Origin of the sequence: Saccharothrix sabaoui, from assembly GCF_051756985.1 — a bacterium.
Taxonomy (GTDB): Bacteria; Actinomycetota; Actinomycetes; order Mycobacteriales; family Pseudonocardiaceae; genus Actinosynnema.
The window spans coordinates 23,232-40,443 of record NZ_JBPKJK010000018.1 but is presented as its reverse complement, the minus strand read 5'-3'; the positions used below and the strand labels follow the sequence as shown (position 1 = coordinate 40,443).

The window sequence follows — 17,212 nt, the reverse complement described above, 5'->3', positions numbered from 1 at the left end:
TTCTCGCCCGGTGGGCGGCGGGTGGAGAAGACGCACGTGCCGGGCGGCGCGGGGCGGTTAGCGTCCGTGGTGCCGTCCCGAGAGGAACCCGGAAGCAGGGTGTGCACAGTGGACAACACCGCAGACGCCGTTCTGTTCCCGGGCATGGGTCCGTCCCGTGCCGGGGAACTGGGGCGGTTCCTGGTCATCGACCCGTACGCCCGGCCGCTGCTGGCCGCCGCCGACGACGCGCTCGGGTCGCCGCTGCTGGACGGGCTGCACGAGGCGGGCGACGAGTACGGCGAGCACACGCAGGTCGCCTTCGTGCTGGCGTCGCTGGCGCTGGCCGAGCGCGCGGAGGCCGAGCACGGGCTGCGGCCGGTGGTCTGCGGCGGGTCCAGCTTCGGCGAGCGCGCGGCGGTGGTCCGCTGCGGCGCGCTGCCGCTGGGCGAGCTGGTCCGGCTGGTCGCCGCCGCGGCCCGCGTCGAGCAGGACTACTTCACCGCCCACCACCGGGACCTGGTCACCCAGATCGTGGTGCGCACGCCGCCGGACGCGCTGGAGGCGGCGTTGCAGGGCATCGAGCACGACGTGTCGGGCCGCTTCGACACCGAGGTGCACCTGGTCACCCTGGCGGAGGACGACCTCGCCGGGTTCACCGGCCGGGTCCGCGCGGCGGGCGGCTACGCGCTGACGACCATGCGCCCGGCCGCGCACTCCCGGCTGCTGGGCGCGCTGCGGGACCGGATGGCCGAGGAGGTCTTCGCCGGGGTCGACTTCCGGGACCCGGTGCTGCCGCTGGTCTCCGCCCAGGACGGCGAGCTGGTCCGCACCGGCGCGGGCGTCGCCTCCGTGCTGCTGGAGTCGACGGTCAACGCCGTGCGGCTGCCCGCGCTGGTGGACCGGCTGGGCGGGCTCGGCGTGGGCCGCGTCCTCGTGTCCGGCCCCGACCACCTGCTGCACCGGCTGCCCTCCCTGGCCCGGGGTTTCACGCTGCTGCGCGCCGACGTGAAGGGGGCGCTCAAACCCGTGCTCCGGCCGCGACGCACCGCGGCGGTCGCCGCGTGACCGCCGTACCGGCGCGCACCGCCACGCTGTTCGCGGCGTGCCTGGCGCAGCTGATGATCTCGGTCGACATGACCGTGCTGCACCTGGCCGTGCCGGCGCTGACCGGGCAGCTGTCCGCCTCGCCCGAGGAGCTGCTGTGGATCGCGGACATCTACGGCTTCACCATGGGCGGGCTGCTGGTCACCATGGGCAACCTGGGTGACCGGTTCGGGCGGCGGCGCGTGCTGGTGTGGGGCATGTCCGCGTTCGCGGTGGGCTCGCTGCTGGCCGCGTACGCGCCGACCACCGAGCTGCTGATCGCCGCGCGGGCGCTGCTCGGCGTGGCGGGGGCGGCGGTGCTGCCGTCCACGACGTCGTTGCTGCGCGCGGTGTTCACCACGCCGCGGGCGCGCACGGCCGCGGTCGGGGCCAGCGCGGGCGTCGCGGCGGCCGGGTTCGCGGTGGGGCCGATCGTCGGCGGGGTGCTGCTGGACCACTTCTGGTGGGGGTCGGTGTTCCTGGCCAACCTCCCGGTCACCGCGCTGGTGCTGCTCGCCGCGCGGCACGTGCCGGAGTCGCGGACGTCGGTGCGGCTGCGGCTGGACCTGCTCAGCGTCCTGCTCTCGGTGGTCGGCGTGATCGCGGTGGTCTACGCCATCAAGAGCGCCTTCTACCTGGGCCTCGGCTCGGTGGACGTGCTGGGCGGGCTGCTGCTGGGCGTCGGCGCGCTCGGGCTGTTCGGGCGGCGGCAGCGGCGGCTGGAGGTGCCGCTGATCGACCTGGGCCTGTTCGCCAACCGGGGGTTCAGCGCCTCGGTCGGGTCGAACCTGATCTCGGTGTTCACCATGTCCGCGTTCGCGCTGATCATCAGCCAGTACTTCCAGCTGGTGCGCGAGTGGACGCCGCTGCGGTCCGGGCTGGCCTTCGTGCCCGGCGCGGTGGCCGCGATGTCGGCGGGCGTGCTGGCCACGAAGCTGATCAACCGCGTCGGGCGGGCGCGGTCGGTCGCGCTCGGGCTGGGGTTCGCCGCGGCCGGGTTCGCGGTGTTCGCGTTCGTCGAGCCGGGTTCGTCCTACGTGCTGGTGCTGGTCGCGCAGGTGGCCTTCGGCGCGGGTGCCGGGCTGACCCTGACCGTCACCGGCGACACCATCCTGGGCACCGTGCCGCGCAACCGGGCCGGTGCCGCCGCCGCGGTGTCCGCGACCGCGTACGAGCTGGGCGGGTCGCTGGGCATCGCCGTGATGGGCAGCATGATCGCCGGGGTGTACCGGGCGGAGTTCGTGCTGCCGCCCGGCGTGCCCGAACCGCTGGCCTCGCAGGTCAGCGAGTCGTTCAACGCCACGGCCGCGGCGGCGGCCGGGCTGCCCGAACCGGTCGCCCAGGCGGTGCGCGACGCCGCCGCGGCGGCGTTCGTCGGCGGCATCCGGGTCAGCATGGTCTTCAGCGCTGCGGTGATGGTCGTCCTGGCCCTGGTCGCCCTGGTCTCGCTGCGCACCGTGCCCAAGGTCATCGAGGACCCCGTGCACGAGGACGACGCCGCGGGCGTCTGAATTCCCGCGCCTTTTCGGGAACAGCTCCCGAGCTTCGTCCTGCGCTTGTCGCGTTCATTCTCAACAATTCCGCTCAGCGCCCCTGCCGAGGTACGACGAGATCACCGAGGTAACACGATATGGGCTCCAACGAGGAATACGAGGACGGGCACCCGAAGCCGATCACGGTGCTGTGCCCCGACTTCCCCTTCGCCTACGACGACTGGCTGAACCACCCGGCCGGGCTGGGCTCGGTCCCGGCGCACCGGCACGGCACCGAGGTGGCCGTCATCGGCGCCGGCATCGCGGGGGTCGTGACCGCCTACGAGCTGATGAAGCTCGGTCTGCGACCGGTCGTGTACGAGGCCGACCGGCTCGGCGGCCGGATGCGGACCGTCGGGTTCGAGGGCCACCCCGAACCGAGGGCCGAGCTGGGCGCGATGCGCTTCTCCCCCTCCGGCACGCTGTTCCACTACGTCGACAAGCTCGGCCTGCGGGCCAGGCCGTTCCCCAACCCGCTGTCCCCGGCGACCCCGCGCACCGTGGTCAACCTGCGCGGCGAGACCCACTGGGCGCGCACCGCCGAGGACCTGCCCCTGTCGCTGCGCCAGGTCTCCGACGCGTGGGCCAAGGCGCTGCACGAGAAGGCGGACCTGCCGGTCATGGCCGGCGCCATCGCGCGCCGGGACATCACCACCGTCAAGGCGCTGTGGAACCGCATGGTGCGCGAGATGGACAACCAGTCGTTCTACGGCTTCCTGGCCGCCACCGCCGCGTTCACCTCCTTCGAGCAGCGCGAGGTGTTCGGCCAGGTCGGCTTCGGCTGCGGCGGGTGGGACACCGACTTCACCAACTCGGTGCTCGACATCCTGCGGGTCATCTACACCGAGGCGGGCGACGAGCAGTACCTCATCGTCGGCGGCAGCCAGCAGGTCCCCGAGGGGTTGTGGGAGCACGCGCCCGAGGGCGCCGCGCACTGGCCCGCCGGCACGTCGCTGGCCTCGCTGCACGGCGGTCGGCCGCTGCCCGGCGCGACCCGGATCGGCCGCACCGACGGCGGCTACCGGGTCGAGGACGCGGCGGGCGACGTGCGCGAGTTCCCGGTCGCGGTGTTCACCGCGCAGAGCTGGAACCTGCTCTCCCGCATCAAGTGCGACACCGAGCTGCTGCCGCCGGAGCTGTGGATCGCGGTGGAGCGCACGCACTACATGGGCTCGTCGAAGCTGTTCGTCCTCACCGACCGCCCGTTCTGGCACGACCTCGACCCGGAGACCGGCCGCGAGGTCATGGGCATGACGCTGACCGACCGGATGCCGCGCGGGGTCTACCTGTTCGACGACGGCCCCGACCGGCCCGGCGTGATGTGCCTGTCCTACACCTGGAACGACGACTCGCTGAAGGTCGCCACGCTCAGCGCGGAGGAGCGGCTGGAGGTCGTGCTGGCGTCGCTGGGCCAGATCTACCCGGACGTGGACATCCGCTCCCACGTCATCGCGCCGCCGGTGGCCGTGACCTGGGAGACCGAGCCGCACTTCATGGGCGCGTTCAAGGCGTGCCTGCCCGGCCAGTACCGCTACCAGCGCGAGCTGTTCACCCACTTCATGCAGGGCGGGCTGGCCGAGGAGCACCGCGGCTTCTTCATGGCGGGCGACGACGTGTCGTGGCTGGCGGGCTTCGCGGAGAACGCGGTCGGCACGGCGCTGAACGCCGTGTGGGGCGTGGTCGACCACCTCGGCGGCGCCACCCACCCGGACAACCCCGGTCCGGGCGACCTGTTCGACGAGCTGGCCCCGATCCGCCTGTAGCCCCGGTCCCGCCGCGGCCGGCCCGCGCCCCGCTCAGTACAGCTCGGGGCGCAGGTCGGCCAGGTAGGTCGTCTCCGCGCGGGCGCGGTCGACGAGCGGCAGGTCCACGTCGGCCACGAGCAGGCCCTCGCCGGCACCGTCGTCCAGCGCGGCGACGACCGCCCCGTCCGGGCCGACCAGCCTGGTCCGCCCGCAGTACTCCAGCTCGCGCTCCCGGCCGGTCCAGTTGGTGTAGGCGATGAACAGCTGGCTCTCGAAGGCGCGGGCGGGCACCAGCACCTCGGCGACGAAGTGCCAGGGCGCCATCAGCGCGGTGGGCACCAGCAGCAGCCGGGTGCCGCGCACCGCGTGCGCCCGCACCAGCTCGGGGAACTCCACGTCGTAGCAGATGACCAGGCCGACGGTGACCCCGTCCAGCTCGGCCTGCACGACCCCGGTGTCCCCCGCGGTGAACACCGACCGGTCGATGTCCCCGAACAGGTGGGTCTTGCGGTAGCGGGCCAGCTCCGCGCCGTCCGCGCCGACCAGCCGCACCGCGTTGTAGACGTGCCCGCCCTCGGCCTCCGGCCACCCGTGCGCGATGGCGATGCCGACCTCGGCCGCGATCGCCGAGACCCCGGCGCACAGCGGCCCGTCCGCGGGTTCGGCGAGCCGCCGCAGCGCCCGCCTGCCCAGGTGGTAGCCGGACAGCGACATCTCCGGCGTGACGAGCAGGCGCGCCCCGGCCGCCGCCGCGCGCTCCGCCCGCTCGCGCAGCTCCGCCAGGACGGCGGTCGCGGCCCGCTCCGGGCGCGTGGGTGCCTGCCAACAGGCGATCCTCATGACGAATCCCTTTCCGCGCGGCGCGACGGACCGGACGTTATCAGCCGAACGCGGCCATTCGGACGGGAATTACCCGGAGGTGGCCGGCGCGTGGAACTGATCCGACGTCGGTCGCCGTTCCCGCCCATAACCTGGGAGTGCGCCACGAATGGCCGGACGTCGTTCGACCGGCGCACAGCCCGTCCGACGGGAAGGAGTGCGGCACTGATGTCCGCGAAAATGTTCGGCGCCGATTCGGTGATGACCTCGGCGGAGTTCGAGCAGCACGCGCTCCGGACGGCGGAGGCGTTGCGCGACCTCGGCGTCGGCCTCGGCGACCGCGTGCTGCTCAAGGCCGACAACTCGGTCACCTGGGTGTCGACGCTGTACGCGCTGATGCACGTGGGCGCCTCCGTCGTCCTGGTGGACCACCAGGAGAAGGCGGCCCAGACCCGGCAGGTGTGCGACCAGGCCCGCGTCCGGTTCGCGGTCGTCGACGACGACGCGCCCGTCGAGCGCGACGACGAGCGGGTCGTGCCCCTCTACTCGATCAGCACCGCGGCGGCCGGCCTGGTGCCGCGCGACCACGGGCTGGACTTCACCGCGTGGACCGAACTGCCCGACGGCCTCGTCATGTGGTCCTCGGGGTCGACCGGCGTGCCCAAGGGCGTGGTGAAGAACGGCGGCCGGTTCCTGGAGAACCTGCGGCGCAACGCCGCCCTGGTCGGGCACGAGCCCTCGGACGTCCTGCTGCCGCTGCTGCCGTTCAACCACCAGTACGGCCTGTCCATGGTGCTGATCTCGTACCTGGTCGGCTGCTCGCTGGTGGTCGCCCCGTACCGGCGGCTGGACCGCGCGCTGCGCATCGCCGGGGTCAGCGGCGCGACCGTCGTGGACGCCACCCCCTCCACGTACCGCAGCATCCTCAACATCGTGTCCCGGCGCCCCGAGGCGGCGGGCGACCTGCGCAAGGCGCGGATGCTGTGCAGCGGGGCCGCGCCGCTGGACCCGGGTCTCGTGCAGGCCGCGGAGACCACGTTCGGCCTGCCGCTGCTGGACAGCTACGGCAGCACCGAGATGGGCAACGTCGCGTTCGCCACGAACGACAACCCGGTCGGCGCGGGCCAGACCGTCGACGGCCTCAAGATCCGCATCACCGACGACGAGGGCACCGAGCTGGCCGCGGGCGAGCTGGGCGAGATCGAGGTGCTCGACCCGGACCTGATGGAGGGCTACCTCGGCCCGGACGGGCTGGTCGAGCCGGTGGAGCGCGGCTGGTACCGCACCAACGACTTCGGCTACCTCGACGCGCTGGGCAACCTGTTCATCGCGGGCCGCAAGACGGCCGTGCACCGCAACGGCCACACCCTGCACCCCGAGGTCATCGAGCACGAGCTGGCCGGGCACGGGTGCGTGACGAAGATCGTGGCGCTGCCCGACGACCGCCGGGGCTCGACGCTGGTGTTCTTCGTCGAGGACGAGCGGCAGCAGGACCAGGAGCACTGGCGCGAGCGGGTCTGCGCGGTGCTGCCGCCCTACCAGCAGCCCAACCGGGTCGTGGTGCTGGACCGCTTCCCGCTCAACCGCAACGGCAAGCCCGACCGCAAGCAGCTGGAGACCCTCGCCGCCCGCACCGCGTGAGACCGGGTCTTCACCCGGGCGGGTGAAGACCCGGTCGGTCCGCCCGGCGCGGCGGTGCCGGGCGGACCGCGTCACCGGGGCGCGCGGCGGCGCCGGACCTGGTTCAGACCTGGTTCAGACCTGGTTCGCGCCGCCGTCGACGTACAGGTTGGCGCCCACCACGTAGCTGCTGTCCGCGGACGCGAGGAAGGCCACCGCGGCGGCGACCTCCTCCGGGCGACCGATCCGGCCGACGACGACCTCGTCGCCGAGGTTCGCCTTGAAGGCGGCCGAGTTCTCCTCGCCGACGAGTTCGGTGATGCCGGAGGTGTCGATCGGTCCGGGCGAGACCGCGTTGACGCGGACACCCCGGCCGGTGAGCTCCTTGGCCCACGTCCGCGCGAAGGACCGGACGGCGGCCTTGGACGCCGCGTACGCGCCGAACGCCGGTGTGCCGCGGTCGGCGGCCGTGGAGGCGTTCAGGATCACCGAGGCGCCGTCGTTGAGGAACGGCAACGCCTTCCGCACGGTCAGGAACGTCCCCTTCACGTTGACCTCGAAGATGCGGTCGAAGTCCTCGTCGGTGGTCTGCTCCAGCGTCGCGAACGAGGCGGTGGCCGCGTTGGCGAACAGCACGTCCAGCCCCCGACCCCGCTCGCGCACCGCGTCGTAGAGCCGGTCCAGGTCGGCCGGGTCCGTGATGTCGCCCGGCACCGCGGTGACCCCGTGGCCGATGGAGTCGACCGCCTCCGCCAGCTCGGCTTCCCGCCGGCCGGTGATGAACACGTGCGCCCCCTCGGCCACGAGCCGTGCGGCGGTCGCGCGGCCGATCCCCCGCGTCCCGCCACCCGTGATGACGGCCGTCTTGCCTTCGAGCGTTCCCATGATGCGACCTCTTCGTATTTTTGTTCCGATCGGAACAGAACACGACCGTAGCACTTCAGTTCCGATCGGTACAGAAGGGGTATGATGGCGGGCGTGGACGCCACGAGCAGGGCACCGGTGGGCAGGCCGCGCGGGTTCGACACCGACGAGGCCCTGCACCGGGCCATGGTCGTCTTCTGGGAGCACGGCTACGACGGCGTCAGCCTCACCGACCTGACCCGCGCCATGGGCATCACCAAGACCAGCATGTACGCGGCCTTCGGCAACAAGGAGGACCTCTTCCGGAAGGCCCTGGAGCGCTACGCCGAAGGCCCCGGCTCCTACAGCGCCCGCGCGCTGCGGGAGCCCACCGCCCGGGAGGTGGCCGCCGCCTACCTCGCGGGCTCGGTCGAGTCCTCCACCCGGGACGGCTGCCCGGCCGGGTGCCTCGGCGTCCAGGGCTTCCTGGCCGCCGGGCACCTCGGGCAGAGCGCCGCCGACGCGCTCGCCGCGTGGCGCGACGACAACCGCGCCCACCTCCGCGACCGCTTCCGACGCGCCGTCGACGAGGGCGACCTGCCCGCCGGCACCGACCCGGACACCCTCGCCCGCTACCTCATGACCCTGGCGAACGGCATCGCGGTCCAGGCGGCCACGGGCGCCACCCGCGACGAACTCCACCGGGTCGCGGACGCCGCCCTCCGCAACTGGCCGCCCGCCTGAGCGCCCGTCCCGGGAGCGGCACCCCGACCACCGACACCTAGGCTGACCACATGATCCACTACACGGACGCCGAGAGCCGGGCCCTGCGGGAGGCCGTGTTCGGCGTGATGATCCTGGTGTCCCACGCCGACCCCGGCCCGGTGATCGAGGAGCGCTACGCGGGCCTGCGCGCCCTGAAGAACCTCTCGCCGGAGCTGCGCACCGTCCTGCACGCCTCCCGCGTGGACCTCTCGACGATCGCCGAGGCGGAGCTGGAGGGGCGGGTCCTGGCGGCGCTGCGCACGTCGGCGGAGGTCCTCGCCGCGAAGTCCCCCGCCGACGCCGCCTCGTTCCCGCGGGCCGTGGAGGCGATCTGCCACGAGGTGGCCGAGGCCGACGGCCAGGTGGCCGAGGTGGAGACCGCCGTGATCGAGAAGGTGCGGGCGGCCCTGGGCGGCTGACCCCGCCCGGGCGGACGACTTCCGCCGGGTGACGCAGGCGTGCCTGGCCGTGACCCGCTGCACCGGCATCACCGCCCCGGGGCATCCGCGAGCCGGGGCTCCAGCGGCCTGGTCATGACCGCCCGCCCCGACGGCAACGGCAACGCGTTCGGCCTACCGTCCAGCACGGCGGCAACCGGAACCGGCCGGCCCCCTCCACCCGGGTGGGGTGACCTCCCGCGTGGTCGGGGGCGTTCGTTGCCCGAACGCACCCGACCACGCGCCGTAAGATCGTCCTCACGTTGACGAACCGCCCGGAAGTGGGACGCTGGTGGGCGTGCACGGCGTCCCCGACCCCAGGTCCGCCCACCGCTTCCGCCTGCTCCTGGTCGAGGACGACCGCGAACTGCTGGAGCTGCTCTCCGACTCGCTGCGGGGCGAGGGATACGCCGTGGACGTGGCCGCGGACGGGCACCGCGGGCTGCACCTCGGGCTCACCCGCCCCTACGACGTGGTGGTCATCGACCGCGGCCTGCCCGCCCTCGACGGGCTCGACCTCCTGGTGCGGCTGCGGTCGAGGTCCGTGCGGGCCCGCGCGCTGGTGCTCAGCGCGCTGGGCACCGTGCACGACCGGATCGACGGGCTCGACGCGGGCGCCGACGACTACCTGGTGAAGCCGTTCGACCTGGACGAGCTGAGCGCGCGGCTGCGGGCGCTGTGCCGGCGGGGGCTGGAGCCGAACGACTCGCTGCGGATCGGCGCCGCGCGCCTCGACCTCGTGGAGCGGGAGGTGGTGCTGGCCGACGGCGACCGGGTGCCGCTGACGGCGCGGGAGTTCGCGCTGCTGCGGGTGCTCGCGGCGCGCCCGGACACCGTGCACACGCGGGCGGCGCTTCGGCGGACCGTCTTCCGGGACGCCCCCTCCCCCTCCATTGTGGACACGTACGTGCACTACCTGCGGGCCAAGGTCGGCCGTTCGGCGGTGCACACGGTGAAAGGGCTCGGCTACCGCTTGGGGGTGTTGTGAGCCGGTCGTGGGACGAGGCCGAACGCGCGGTCGTCCTGCGGGCGCGCCTGCGGGTCAGCGTGCTGGTGGCGCTGGCGATCACGGTGCTGGTCGCGTGCGTCGGCGGCATCGCCTACGCCGTCGTGGCGCACGCCCAGGACGCGCAGGTGCGGCGCGAGCTGCGGTACAGCGCCGAGCACACGACACCGCAGGCCCCGCCGGGCTGCACGTGGCTGTTCACCTCGGACGGCGGCGCGGTCGAGACCGGCCTGCCGCCCGTGCCGCCGGGCTTCCCGCTGCGCGACGACCTCGACGCGGTGCTGGCGTCGGGCGGCGTGGTGGAGCGCGCCGTCGAGCGCAACGGCACCGAGTACCTGGTGCTCACCCAGCCGGGCCGCGGGGGCGGCGCGGTGCAGGCGGTGTTCGACACCCGCTACCAGGTCGCCGACCGGCGGCACCTGCTGCTGGCGCTGGCGGTCGCGGAGCTGGGCGGCCTGCTCGCGGCGGCCCTCACGGGGCTGCTGGTGGGCAGGCGCGCGGTCGCGCCCCTGGCGGAGGCGCTGACCAGGCAGCGGCGGTTCGTCACCGACGCGAGCCACGAGCTGCGGACCCCGATCGCGCGGGCGTACACGCGGGCGCAGCTGCTCGCGCGCCGGGCCGCGGCGGCGGACCTGCCCGACGACCACCGCGACGGCCTGGACAAGCTCGTCGGCTCGATCCGCGGGCTCGGGGACGTGGTGGACGACCTGCTGCTGTCGGCGCTGCTGAGCGAGCAGTCCGCCGGCCCCGGCGGGCGGGCGGTCGACCTGGCCGCGCTGGCGGAGTCCGCGGTGGCGGCGGAGGGCGACCGGGCGGGCGAACGGCGGATCGCGCTGGCCGTCGAACGCCCCGCCGGGCCGCTGGTCGTGACCGGTGTCGAGACCGCGCTGCGGCGCGCGGTCGCCGAGCTGCTGGCGAACGCGGTGCGCCACACCCCGGCGGGCGGGCGGATCGACGTGCGCCTCGGGCGGGGCCGCGGCGGGTGCGTGGAGCTGACCGTGGCGGACACCGGCGAGGGGTTCGACCCGGTGGAGGCCGACCGGATCTTCGACCGGTTCCACCGCGGGCCGGGCGGGACGGGCGGGACGGAGCGGCGCTCCGGGCTGGGCCTCGCGCTGCTCCGCGAGGTGGTCACCGGCCACGGCGGCACGGTCGAGGCGTCCGGCGACCCCGGCCGGGGCGCCCGCTTCACGCTGCGCCTGCCGGCCGCGCGCGACACCCCGACCGACACCTCGATCGGCACCGGGCCCGACACCGCGCCCACCCCGGGCGCCGCGCCGGGGGTCAACGCCGGGAACCGGTGACCAGGTCGGCGGCGAGGCGGACGTCGGCGTCCAGCGGCCGGTCGGGGTCGACGGGCGGGATCGCGTCGGCGAGGGTGTCGAACAGCGCGGCGCAGGCGGGCGCGGTGGGCCGCCTGCCGCCCACGTGCACGGCCTGCCGCAGGCCGAGCGCGAGCGAGCCGCACAGCAGCCGGAGCAGCTCGGCGAGGTCCTGGGCGCGCAGCGCGGCCTGGGTGCCGAACGGCACCACGTCCTGGTTGTGCAGGTTGGTGGGCAGGCTCTGGGTGCTCGCGGGCACGGCGGCGCGGCGGATCTCGGCGACGAAGGCGGTGGTGGCGAGCTGCACGCCCTGCAACCCGTGCTGCTGCCCCGGTCCCGCGGCCAGCATCGGCGGCAGGCCGGTGTTGCGGACCGGGTCGACGAGCAGGTCGAGCTGGCGCTCCGCGAGGTTGCCCAGCGACGCGGTGACCATGGCCAGCACGTCGGCGGCGAACGCGGCCGGCTGGCCGAAGAAGTTGCCGCCGTGCGCGACGAGGTCGTCTTCCGGGAAGAACAGCGGGTTGTCGCTGACCCCGGCCAGGTCGGCGGCGACGACGCCGTCGACGTAGCGCAGCGCGTCCTCCGCCGCGCCGAGCAGCTGCGGGGAGCAGCGGATGCTGTAGGGCTCCTGGAGCGCGCGGTTGCCCGTCGGCGTGGTGCCGGCGAGGGTGGCGCGCATCCGGTCGGCGGCGGTGACCGCACCGGGGTGGCCGTACGCGGCGACCAGGCGCGGTTCGAGGAACGCCGGGTCGGCGCCCAGGACGTCCACCAGCAGGCAGGTGAGGTCCTGGAGCGCGAGGTGCGCGGCCCGGACGTCGGCGAGCGCGAGGGCGGTGGCCGCGGTGGTGACGGAGGTGCCGTTGACCAGCGCCAGCGCGTCGCGGCCGTCGAGGGTGAGCGGTGTGAGGCCGGTGCGGCGCAGGGCCTCGTCCGCGGGCAGCCGCTCGCCGTCGACGTAGGCGTGGCCCCGGCCGCGCAGGGCCTGGGTGGCGTAGGCGAGCGGGATGAGGTCGCCGCTCGCGCCGACCGACCCGTACCTCGGGATCGCCGGGGTGAACGTGGTCGCGAACATCGCGGCGAGGCCGTCGACGACGTGCGCGGACACCCCGGACACGCCCTGGGCGAGCGACCACGCCCGCACCAGCAGCGCGGCGCGGGCGGTGCCGGCCGGGAGGTCCGGCCCCTGCCCCGCGCCGAGGTGCGCCAGGGTGTTGTCGCACTGGTCGGCCTCGTCGGCGCGGCCGGCGAACCCGATGAGCGCGCCGAACCCGGTCTTGGCGCCGTAGACGGGCCGCTCGTCGTCGGCCAGCACCGTGCGCAGGAACTCGCGGCCCCGGTCGAGCCGCGCCCGCACGCCCGGGCCGACGAGCACCGGGAGCGGTGCCGCCGCGCGGCGGAGGTCGTCGGCGCTCAGCGGCGCGCCGAGGTCCACGGGGGTGCCGGTCGCGGTGCCGGTGGTGGTCGTCGTCACGCCACCGACCGTAGGCAGTCGATCTCAGCGTGTTCTGAGATCGCGTGGGTAGCTTCCCGGCACATGGCGCACGACCAGCTGATCACCGGAGCGGGACCGACCGGGTCGCGGCAGCGGTCCGCGGTGGCGGACGACGCGGAGGGCCCGGGGGGACACCGGGACGCCGGGCCGTTCCCGCGCGCGGTGCTCGACGCCCTGGCCGCCGGCGCGGACCGGCCGGTGTTCGAGCACGGCGACCGCGCGGTCACCGGCGGGGAGCTGCTCGACCTCGTCGCGCGGGTCGCGGCCGGGCTGCGGGCGCGGGACGTGGGCCCGGGTGACGGCGTCGCCCTCCTGCTCGGTGTCACCCCGGAGGCGTTCGCGGTGATCCTCGCCGCCCACGCGGTGGGCGCCAGGGTGGTGGGCGTGCGGCCGGGCCTGACCGACGAGCAGGTGCGCCACCTGCTCGGCCTGGACATCGCCGCCGCGGTCACCGACTCGGGTGCGAGGTACGCGCCGCGCACGCTCACCGTCGACGAGCTGTGCGCGGCCCGCGCCGACGACGGCCCGCTGCGGCTCGGCGGCCGGCCGGCGGACGTGGCCCGGCTGATCCACACCAGCGGCAGCACGGGGACGCCCAAGGCGTGCGCGCAGACCTACGCCGCGATGACGGCCGCGTGGACCGCGCGCCCGGCGGCGTGGCCGCCCGCGATCCGCGAGCTGGCGTCCCGGCTGGACCGCCACCTGGTGTTCGGGACGCTGTCGAGCCAGGTGATGTTCGAGTACGCGGTGCTGACCGTCACCGCCGGCGGCACGGTCGTCGTCGCCGACCGACCCGTGCTGCCCGACGCGATCACCCGCCACCGCGCCTCGTCGAGCGTGATCACCGTGCCGCGCCTGACCGGGCTGGTGGCGGCCCAGCGCCGCGCCCCGGCCGACCTGTCGACGGTGCGCGCCCTGATGGTGTCCGGGTCACCGCTGACCCCCGACCGCCACCGCGAGGCGCTGGACGTGCTGGGCCCGGTCGTGTTCCACGGCTACGGCCAGAGCGAGACCGGCACGATCGCGATGGCCACCCCGGACGACGAACCGGGTTCGGTGGGCACGCCCGCGGTGGAGGTCGAGGTGCGCGCCCCGGACGGCTCGGTCCTCCCGGCGGGGGTGGACGGCGAGCTGTTCGTGCGCGCCCCCGCGCAGGCCGGCGCCTACTGGGCGGACCCGGAGCAGTCGGCCGAGGTCTTCGTGGACGGCTGGGTCCGCACCCGCGACCTCGGCCGGCTGGACGCGCGGGGCCGGCTGCACCTGACCGGCCGGACCCGGGACGTGGTGATCGTCAACGCGAACCTGCACTACGCGGGCCCGATCGAACGGGTCGTCGCCGAGCACCCGGACGTGGCCGAGGCGTACGTGGTCGCCGTGCCCGACGAGGGCACCGGCGAGGCGGTGCACGCGTTCGTCGTGCCGACGGCGGGCCGGACGCCCGACCTGGACTCGCTGCGCGCCCTGGTCACCGCCCGCCTGGGCGCGGCGTGCGCCCCGGCGCGGCTGACCGTGATCGCCGAGCCGCCGGTGGCGCCGAGCGGCAAACCGGACAAGCGCCTGCTGCTGTCCTCCGGGAACCCCCCGGCGGGTCGGGAGCCGGCGGGTCAGGAATCGGCGGGTCAGGAATCGGCGGCGAGGGCCGCGGGCAGGTCCGGGTAGAGGTCGAGGACATGGTCCAGGCGCGCGGCGCGCAGGGCCCTCAGGGGGCTGCGCGCCGGGGCGACCACGCGCAGCGGGGTGTGCCGGCGCTCGCCGAGCTGGTGGTGCTCCACCAGCAGCGCCATGCCGATCGAGGCGCAGAAACCGACGTCGGTCAGGTCCACCACGACGGGCACGGCGGCGGTCGCGGCCTCGGCGAGGGCCGCGGTCGAGTGCTCGCGGAGCAGGGCGACGGTGGTGCTGTCCACCTCGCCGGACACGTGCACGACGACCGCGTCGTCGCGGCGCTCGCGGGACACCCGCAGCTGTTCGTGGTGGTGTTCTCCGTGGGTCACGACATCGCCTCCCTCACGAACCGCGCCGGGGACGGCCGGGCGGGTCCGGACGACCCGCCACCCGGGTGGTCTTCCCCGCACGGGCGAATCCCATGCACCCGGTCCCGGCCTCGCCCCCAACGGCTCACCGGCGCCGGCTCAGCCGACGGGGCGTTCCCCCGCGACCGCGCCGGACTCGGGGCCGGGGACCGGCCGCGCCCGGTCGCCCGCGGCGCCGGAGCCCGCGACCCAGTCCGCACCCAGCCTGGTGCGGCGGGGGTTGGCGACTTCCTGACCGGTGTGTGCTTCGTGCATAGGTCCTCCAAGTGACAACATCACGCACCCGAATTGGTACTCGGGAACGGCTCGTGGCAAACGATGAGGTGCGTCACCCCGCCCACCGGAGCACTGGTCGCGCCGGTGCCGGGTGATCCATTGTGCCTGACGCCACACGGTGACCGGCACCGGGGCACGACTCCGGCACCGCGCGGCTCAGCGCAGTTCCTGGATGCGGACCAGGTTGCCCGCAGGGTCGCGGAAGGCGCAGTCGCGGACGCCGCACGGCTGCTCGGTCGGCTCCCGCACGACCTCGGCGTCGCCGGCCCGCACCTTCTCGAACGTCTCGTCGAGGTCCGGCGTGGCCGGCAGGACGGACGTGCCGGGCTGCCCGACGGGGCCGACCGTGATCCACCGCACCCGGCCCCGCCCGACGTGATCGTGGTGGGGAGCCGGCCGGGGAGGGCCGCCGAGGTGCTGCGCCGGGCGTGAGGAGGAGCCTCGCACCCGCGCCGCTGCGGCCTCCCCGGCCGGCGCGGGAGCGGTCAGCCGAGCACCAGCCGGGGCCAGTGCGCGAACTCCGCCAGCAGCGCCCGGTCGTGGGTGGCCACGACCACGGCCGCCGCGGTGGTGGCCACCGCCCCGGTCAGCTCGTCGACGAGGGCGGGCGACAGGTGGTTGGTCGGCTCGTCGAAGATCACCAGGTCCGGGCGGGTCGCCAGGCACAGCGCCAGGTCCAGCCGCCGCTGCTGCCCGGACGACAGCCTGGCCACCGGGGTGCGCGCGGCCTCCGCGTCGAGCAGGCCGGAGGCGGTCGGCGAGCCGGGCGCGCCCTGCCGCTCGAACAGCTGGTGGGCGGTCAGCTCACCGGGCCGGTCCGGGACCTCCTGGGCGACCAGTTCGACCCGTGCGCCCGGCAGGTGCCGGACCGCGCCGCCGCCGGGCGGCAGCACCCCGGCGAGCACGGCCAGCAGCGTGGACTTGCCGGTGCCGTTACCGCCGGTGACGAGCAGCCGGTCGCCGCCGTCCAGGGTGAGGCTGACCGGCCGGTCGAGGCGACCGGGCACCGTCACCCCCTCCGCCCGGAGCAGCCCCGCGCCGGGACGGGTGCCCGACTCGGGCCAGCGCAGCGACAGCGGCGGCTCGGGCACGGTGACCCGGTGCGCGTCCAACGCCTCCCGCGCCCGGTTGAGCGCCTGCACGACGCCCGGCGCGCGGGACTGCCGCTGGTGCCTGCCGGTGCCCTTGTCCGGCCGCCACCCGGTGTCGAGGCGGGACCTGGCCCGGTCCAGCGCGCCGGCCAGGTCGTGCTGCTCGGCCTGCTGCTCCTCGTACTCCTGCACCCACCGCGCGCGGTCGCGGCGGCGGCCCTCCCGCCAGGCGGGGTAACCGCCCGCGTACCGGCGCGGTCGGCCGTCCTGGCTGGGGTCCAGGTCGAGGAACTCGCGGGCCACGTCGCCCAGCAGCGCGCGGTCGTGGCTGACGAGGGCCACCCCGCCCCGGTGGGCGCGCAGCCGGTCGGTGAGGAAGGCGAGGCCGTCGGCGTCGAGGTGGTTGCCGGGCTCGTCGAGCAGCAGGAGGTCGTGCGCCGCGCCGAGCAGGCAGGCCAGGCGCACGCGGTAGCGCTGCCCGACCGACAGGGTGCGCAGCTCGCGGTCCCGGTCGGCGCACGCGTTCAGCCCGGCCAGGGCCACGTCGAGGCGGCGCTCGGCGTCCCAGGCGTCCAGGCGGGTGGCCCGGTCCAGCGCGCGGCCGTACCGCTCGTCGGCGTCGTGGGCGCCCCGGGCGAGGTCGTCGGTGGCCGCGTCGAGCGCGCGCAGGGCGGCGCGGGCGGCGTGCAGGGCCTCGTCGGTCAGCGAGCCGACCGTCTCGCCGGGGCCGGCGTGCAGGACCTGCCGGGCGAGGCCGATCGTGCCCGCGCGGTGCACGGAGCCGCGGTCGGGGACGCGCAGCCCGGCGAGGACGTGCAGCAACGTGGTCTTGCCGCGCCCGTTCTCGCCGACGATCGCCAGGCGGGACCGGGCGGACACGGTGACGGAGACGTCGGTGAACAGCGCCCGACCGCCCAGGGTGACGGACACGGAGTCGGCGCGCAGGTGTGGTGAGGTGGACAAGCGAATGCTCCGCAGCTCTCGGTGGAGCCGGGCAGCACGCAGCGGCGCCGCCCGGCGAGTGGCCGGAACGGCGGGCAGGGAGGGGTCCTCGGTGCGCCGCCGTCAGCGGGCGGAGCGGGGCCTCATCGCCGCGCGCATGGCGGCGTAGCCGGAGCAGGAGCACATGGCGACCAGGCTAGTCCGCCCGCCGGACGGGCCCAACC

General features: G+C 75.2%; 15 protein-coding genes and 1 pseudogene. 9 read left to right on the top strand and 7 right to left on the bottom strand.

Annotated elements, in window-relative coordinates:
• The first annotated feature begins 108 nt into the window (after positions 1–108).
• The 3 genes from ACR807_RS08320 (at position 109) to ACR807_RS08310 (ending at position 4,360) form a co-directional block, all read left to right on the top strand.
• The gene (locus tag ACR807_RS08320; protein ID WP_438920624.1) at positions 109–1,047 is read left to right on the top strand and encodes an ACP S-malonyltransferase; all 939 of its coding nucleotides are present in this window, start codon (positions 109–111) and stop codon (positions 1,045–1,047) included.
• The gene (locus tag ACR807_RS08315) at positions 1,044–2,576 is read left to right on the top strand and encodes an MFS transporter (RefSeq protein WP_438920623.1); all 1,533 of its coding nucleotides are present in this window, start codon (positions 1,044–1,046) and stop codon (positions 2,574–2,576) included. Before ACR807_RS08320 ends, ACR807_RS08315 begins: the two co-directional genes overlap by 4 nt.
• 119 nt (positions 2,577–2,695) lie before the next feature.
• Positions 2,696–4,360 carry a flavin monoamine oxidase family protein gene (locus ACR807_RS08310; protein ID WP_438920622.1) on the top strand — a complete coding sequence of 555 codons (1,665 nt, stop codon included), beginning with the start codon at positions 2,696–2,698 and terminating at the stop codon, positions 4,358–4,360.
• A 33-nt stretch (positions 4,361–4,393) separates the two neighbouring features.
• Here the strand turns inward: ACR807_RS08310 and ACR807_RS08305 are convergent, their stop codons facing one another.
• Positions 4,394–5,182, bottom strand: coding sequence for a carbon-nitrogen hydrolase family protein (locus ACR807_RS08305; RefSeq protein WP_438920621.1), 789 nt, complete (start codon positions 5,180–5,182; stop codon positions 4,394–4,396).
• A gap of 90 nt (positions 5,183–5,272) precedes the next feature.
• Here ACR807_RS08305 and ACR807_RS08300 point away from each other — a divergent pair, with 90 nt between their 5' ends.
• On the top strand, positions 5,273–6,802 hold the full coding sequence (locus ACR807_RS08300) for a class I adenylate-forming enzyme family protein (RefSeq protein WP_438920620.1): 1,530 nt from the start codon (positions 5,273–5,275) through the stop codon (positions 6,800–6,802).
• A gap of 114 nt (positions 6,803–6,916) precedes the next feature.
• Here ACR807_RS08300 and ACR807_RS08295 read toward each other — a convergent pair whose 3' ends face one another.
• Positions 6,917–7,666 (bottom strand): SDR family NAD(P)-dependent oxidoreductase, encoded by a 750-nt coding sequence (locus ACR807_RS08295; protein ID WP_438920619.1) that lies wholly within the window; start codon positions 7,664–7,666, stop codon positions 6,917–6,919.
• 93 nt (positions 7,667–7,759) lie between these two features.
• Here ACR807_RS08295 and ACR807_RS08290 point away from each other — a divergent pair, with 93 nt between their 5' ends.
• From ACR807_RS08290 to ACR807_RS08275, 4 genes are all read left to right on the top strand, one after another.
• Positions 7,760–8,368: a TetR/AcrR family transcriptional regulator gene (locus ACR807_RS08290; protein WP_438920618.1), complete on the top strand. Its 609-nt coding sequence runs from the start codon at positions 7,760–7,762 to the stop codon at positions 8,366–8,368.
• A gap of 50 nt (positions 8,369–8,418) precedes the next feature.
• Entirely contained in the window at positions 8,419–8,808 is a 390-nt protein-coding gene (locus ACR807_RS08285; RefSeq protein WP_438920617.1) for a hypothetical protein, read from the top strand.
• A gap of 358 nt (positions 8,809–9,166) precedes the next feature.
• Positions 9,167–9,814 (top strand): response regulator transcription factor, encoded by a 648-nt coding sequence (locus ACR807_RS08280; RefSeq protein ID WP_438920630.1) that lies wholly within the window; start codon positions 9,167–9,169, stop codon positions 9,812–9,814.
• Positions 9,811–11,136 carry a sensor histidine kinase gene (locus ACR807_RS08275; RefSeq protein ID WP_438920616.1) on the top strand — a complete coding sequence of 442 codons (1,326 nt, stop codon included), beginning with the start codon at positions 9,811–9,813 and terminating at the stop codon, positions 11,134–11,136. Before ACR807_RS08280 ends, ACR807_RS08275 begins: the two co-directional genes overlap by 4 nt.
• Here the strand turns inward: ACR807_RS08275 and ACR807_RS08270 are convergent.
• The gene (locus tag ACR807_RS08270; protein ID WP_438920615.1) at positions 11,117–12,625 is read right to left on the bottom strand and encodes an aromatic amino acid ammonia-lyase; all 1,509 of its coding nucleotides are present in this window, start codon (positions 12,623–12,625) and stop codon (positions 11,117–11,119) included. The genes ACR807_RS08275 and ACR807_RS08270 overlap by 20 nt on opposite strands.
• 63 nt (positions 12,626–12,688) lie before the next feature.
• Between ACR807_RS08270 and ACR807_RS08265 the strand changes: the two genes are divergently transcribed.
• Positions 12,689–14,305 (top strand): class I adenylate-forming enzyme family protein, encoded by a 1,617-nt coding sequence (locus tag ACR807_RS08265; protein WP_438920614.1) that lies wholly within the window; start codon positions 12,689–12,691, stop codon positions 14,303–14,305.
• Here the strand turns inward: ACR807_RS08265 and ACR807_RS08260 are convergent.
• From ACR807_RS08260 to ACR807_RS08245, 4 genes and pseudogenes are all read right to left on the bottom strand, one after another.
• Positions 14,266–14,640 (bottom strand): STAS domain-containing protein, encoded by a 375-nt coding sequence (locus tag ACR807_RS08260; protein ID WP_438920613.1) that lies wholly within the window; start codon positions 14,638–14,640, stop codon positions 14,266–14,268. The genes ACR807_RS08265 and ACR807_RS08260 overlap by 40 nt on opposite strands.
• A gap of 138 nt (positions 14,641–14,778) precedes the next feature.
• Complete coding sequence (locus tag ACR807_RS08255; protein ID WP_438920612.1) at positions 14,779–14,934, bottom strand: hypothetical protein; 156 nt, start codon at positions 14,932–14,934, stop codon at positions 14,779–14,781.
• 177 nt (positions 14,935–15,111) lie between these two features.
• Positions 15,112–15,333: pseudogene (locus tag ACR807_RS08250) on the bottom strand (VOC family protein); the annotation flags it as partial.
• Between the two features lie 107 nt (positions 15,334–15,440).
• Positions 15,441–17,015 carry an ATP-binding cassette domain-containing protein gene (locus ACR807_RS08245; protein WP_438920629.1) on the bottom strand — a complete coding sequence of 525 codons (1,575 nt, stop codon included), beginning with the start codon at positions 17,013–17,015 and terminating at the stop codon, positions 15,441–15,443.
• Between the last annotated feature and the right edge of the window lie 197 nt (positions 17,016–17,212).

Coding starts and splice junctions, on each gene's coding strand:
- ACR807_RS08310 (WP_438920622.1), top strand. CDS start 2,696: ATGGGCTCCAACGAGGAATACGAGGACGGGCACCCGAAGCCGATCACG.
- ACR807_RS08305 (WP_438920621.1), bottom strand. CDS start 5,182: ATGAGGATCGCCTGTTGGCAGGCACCCACGCGCCCGGAGCGGGCCGCG.
- ACR807_RS08295 (WP_438920619.1), bottom strand. CDS start 7,666: ATGGGAACGCTCGAAGGCAAGACGGCCGTCATCACGGGTGGCGGGACG.
- ACR807_RS08285 (WP_438920617.1), top strand. CDS start 8,419: ATGATCCACTACACGGACGCCGAGAGCCGGGCCCTGCGGGAGGCCGTG.
- ACR807_RS08265 (WP_438920614.1), top strand. CDS start 12,689: ATGGCGCACGACCAGCTGATCACCGGAGCGGGACCGACCGGGTCGCGG.
- ACR807_RS08255 (WP_438920612.1), bottom strand. CDS start 14,934: ATGCACGAAGCACACACCGGTCAGGAAGTCGCCAACCCCCGCCGCACC.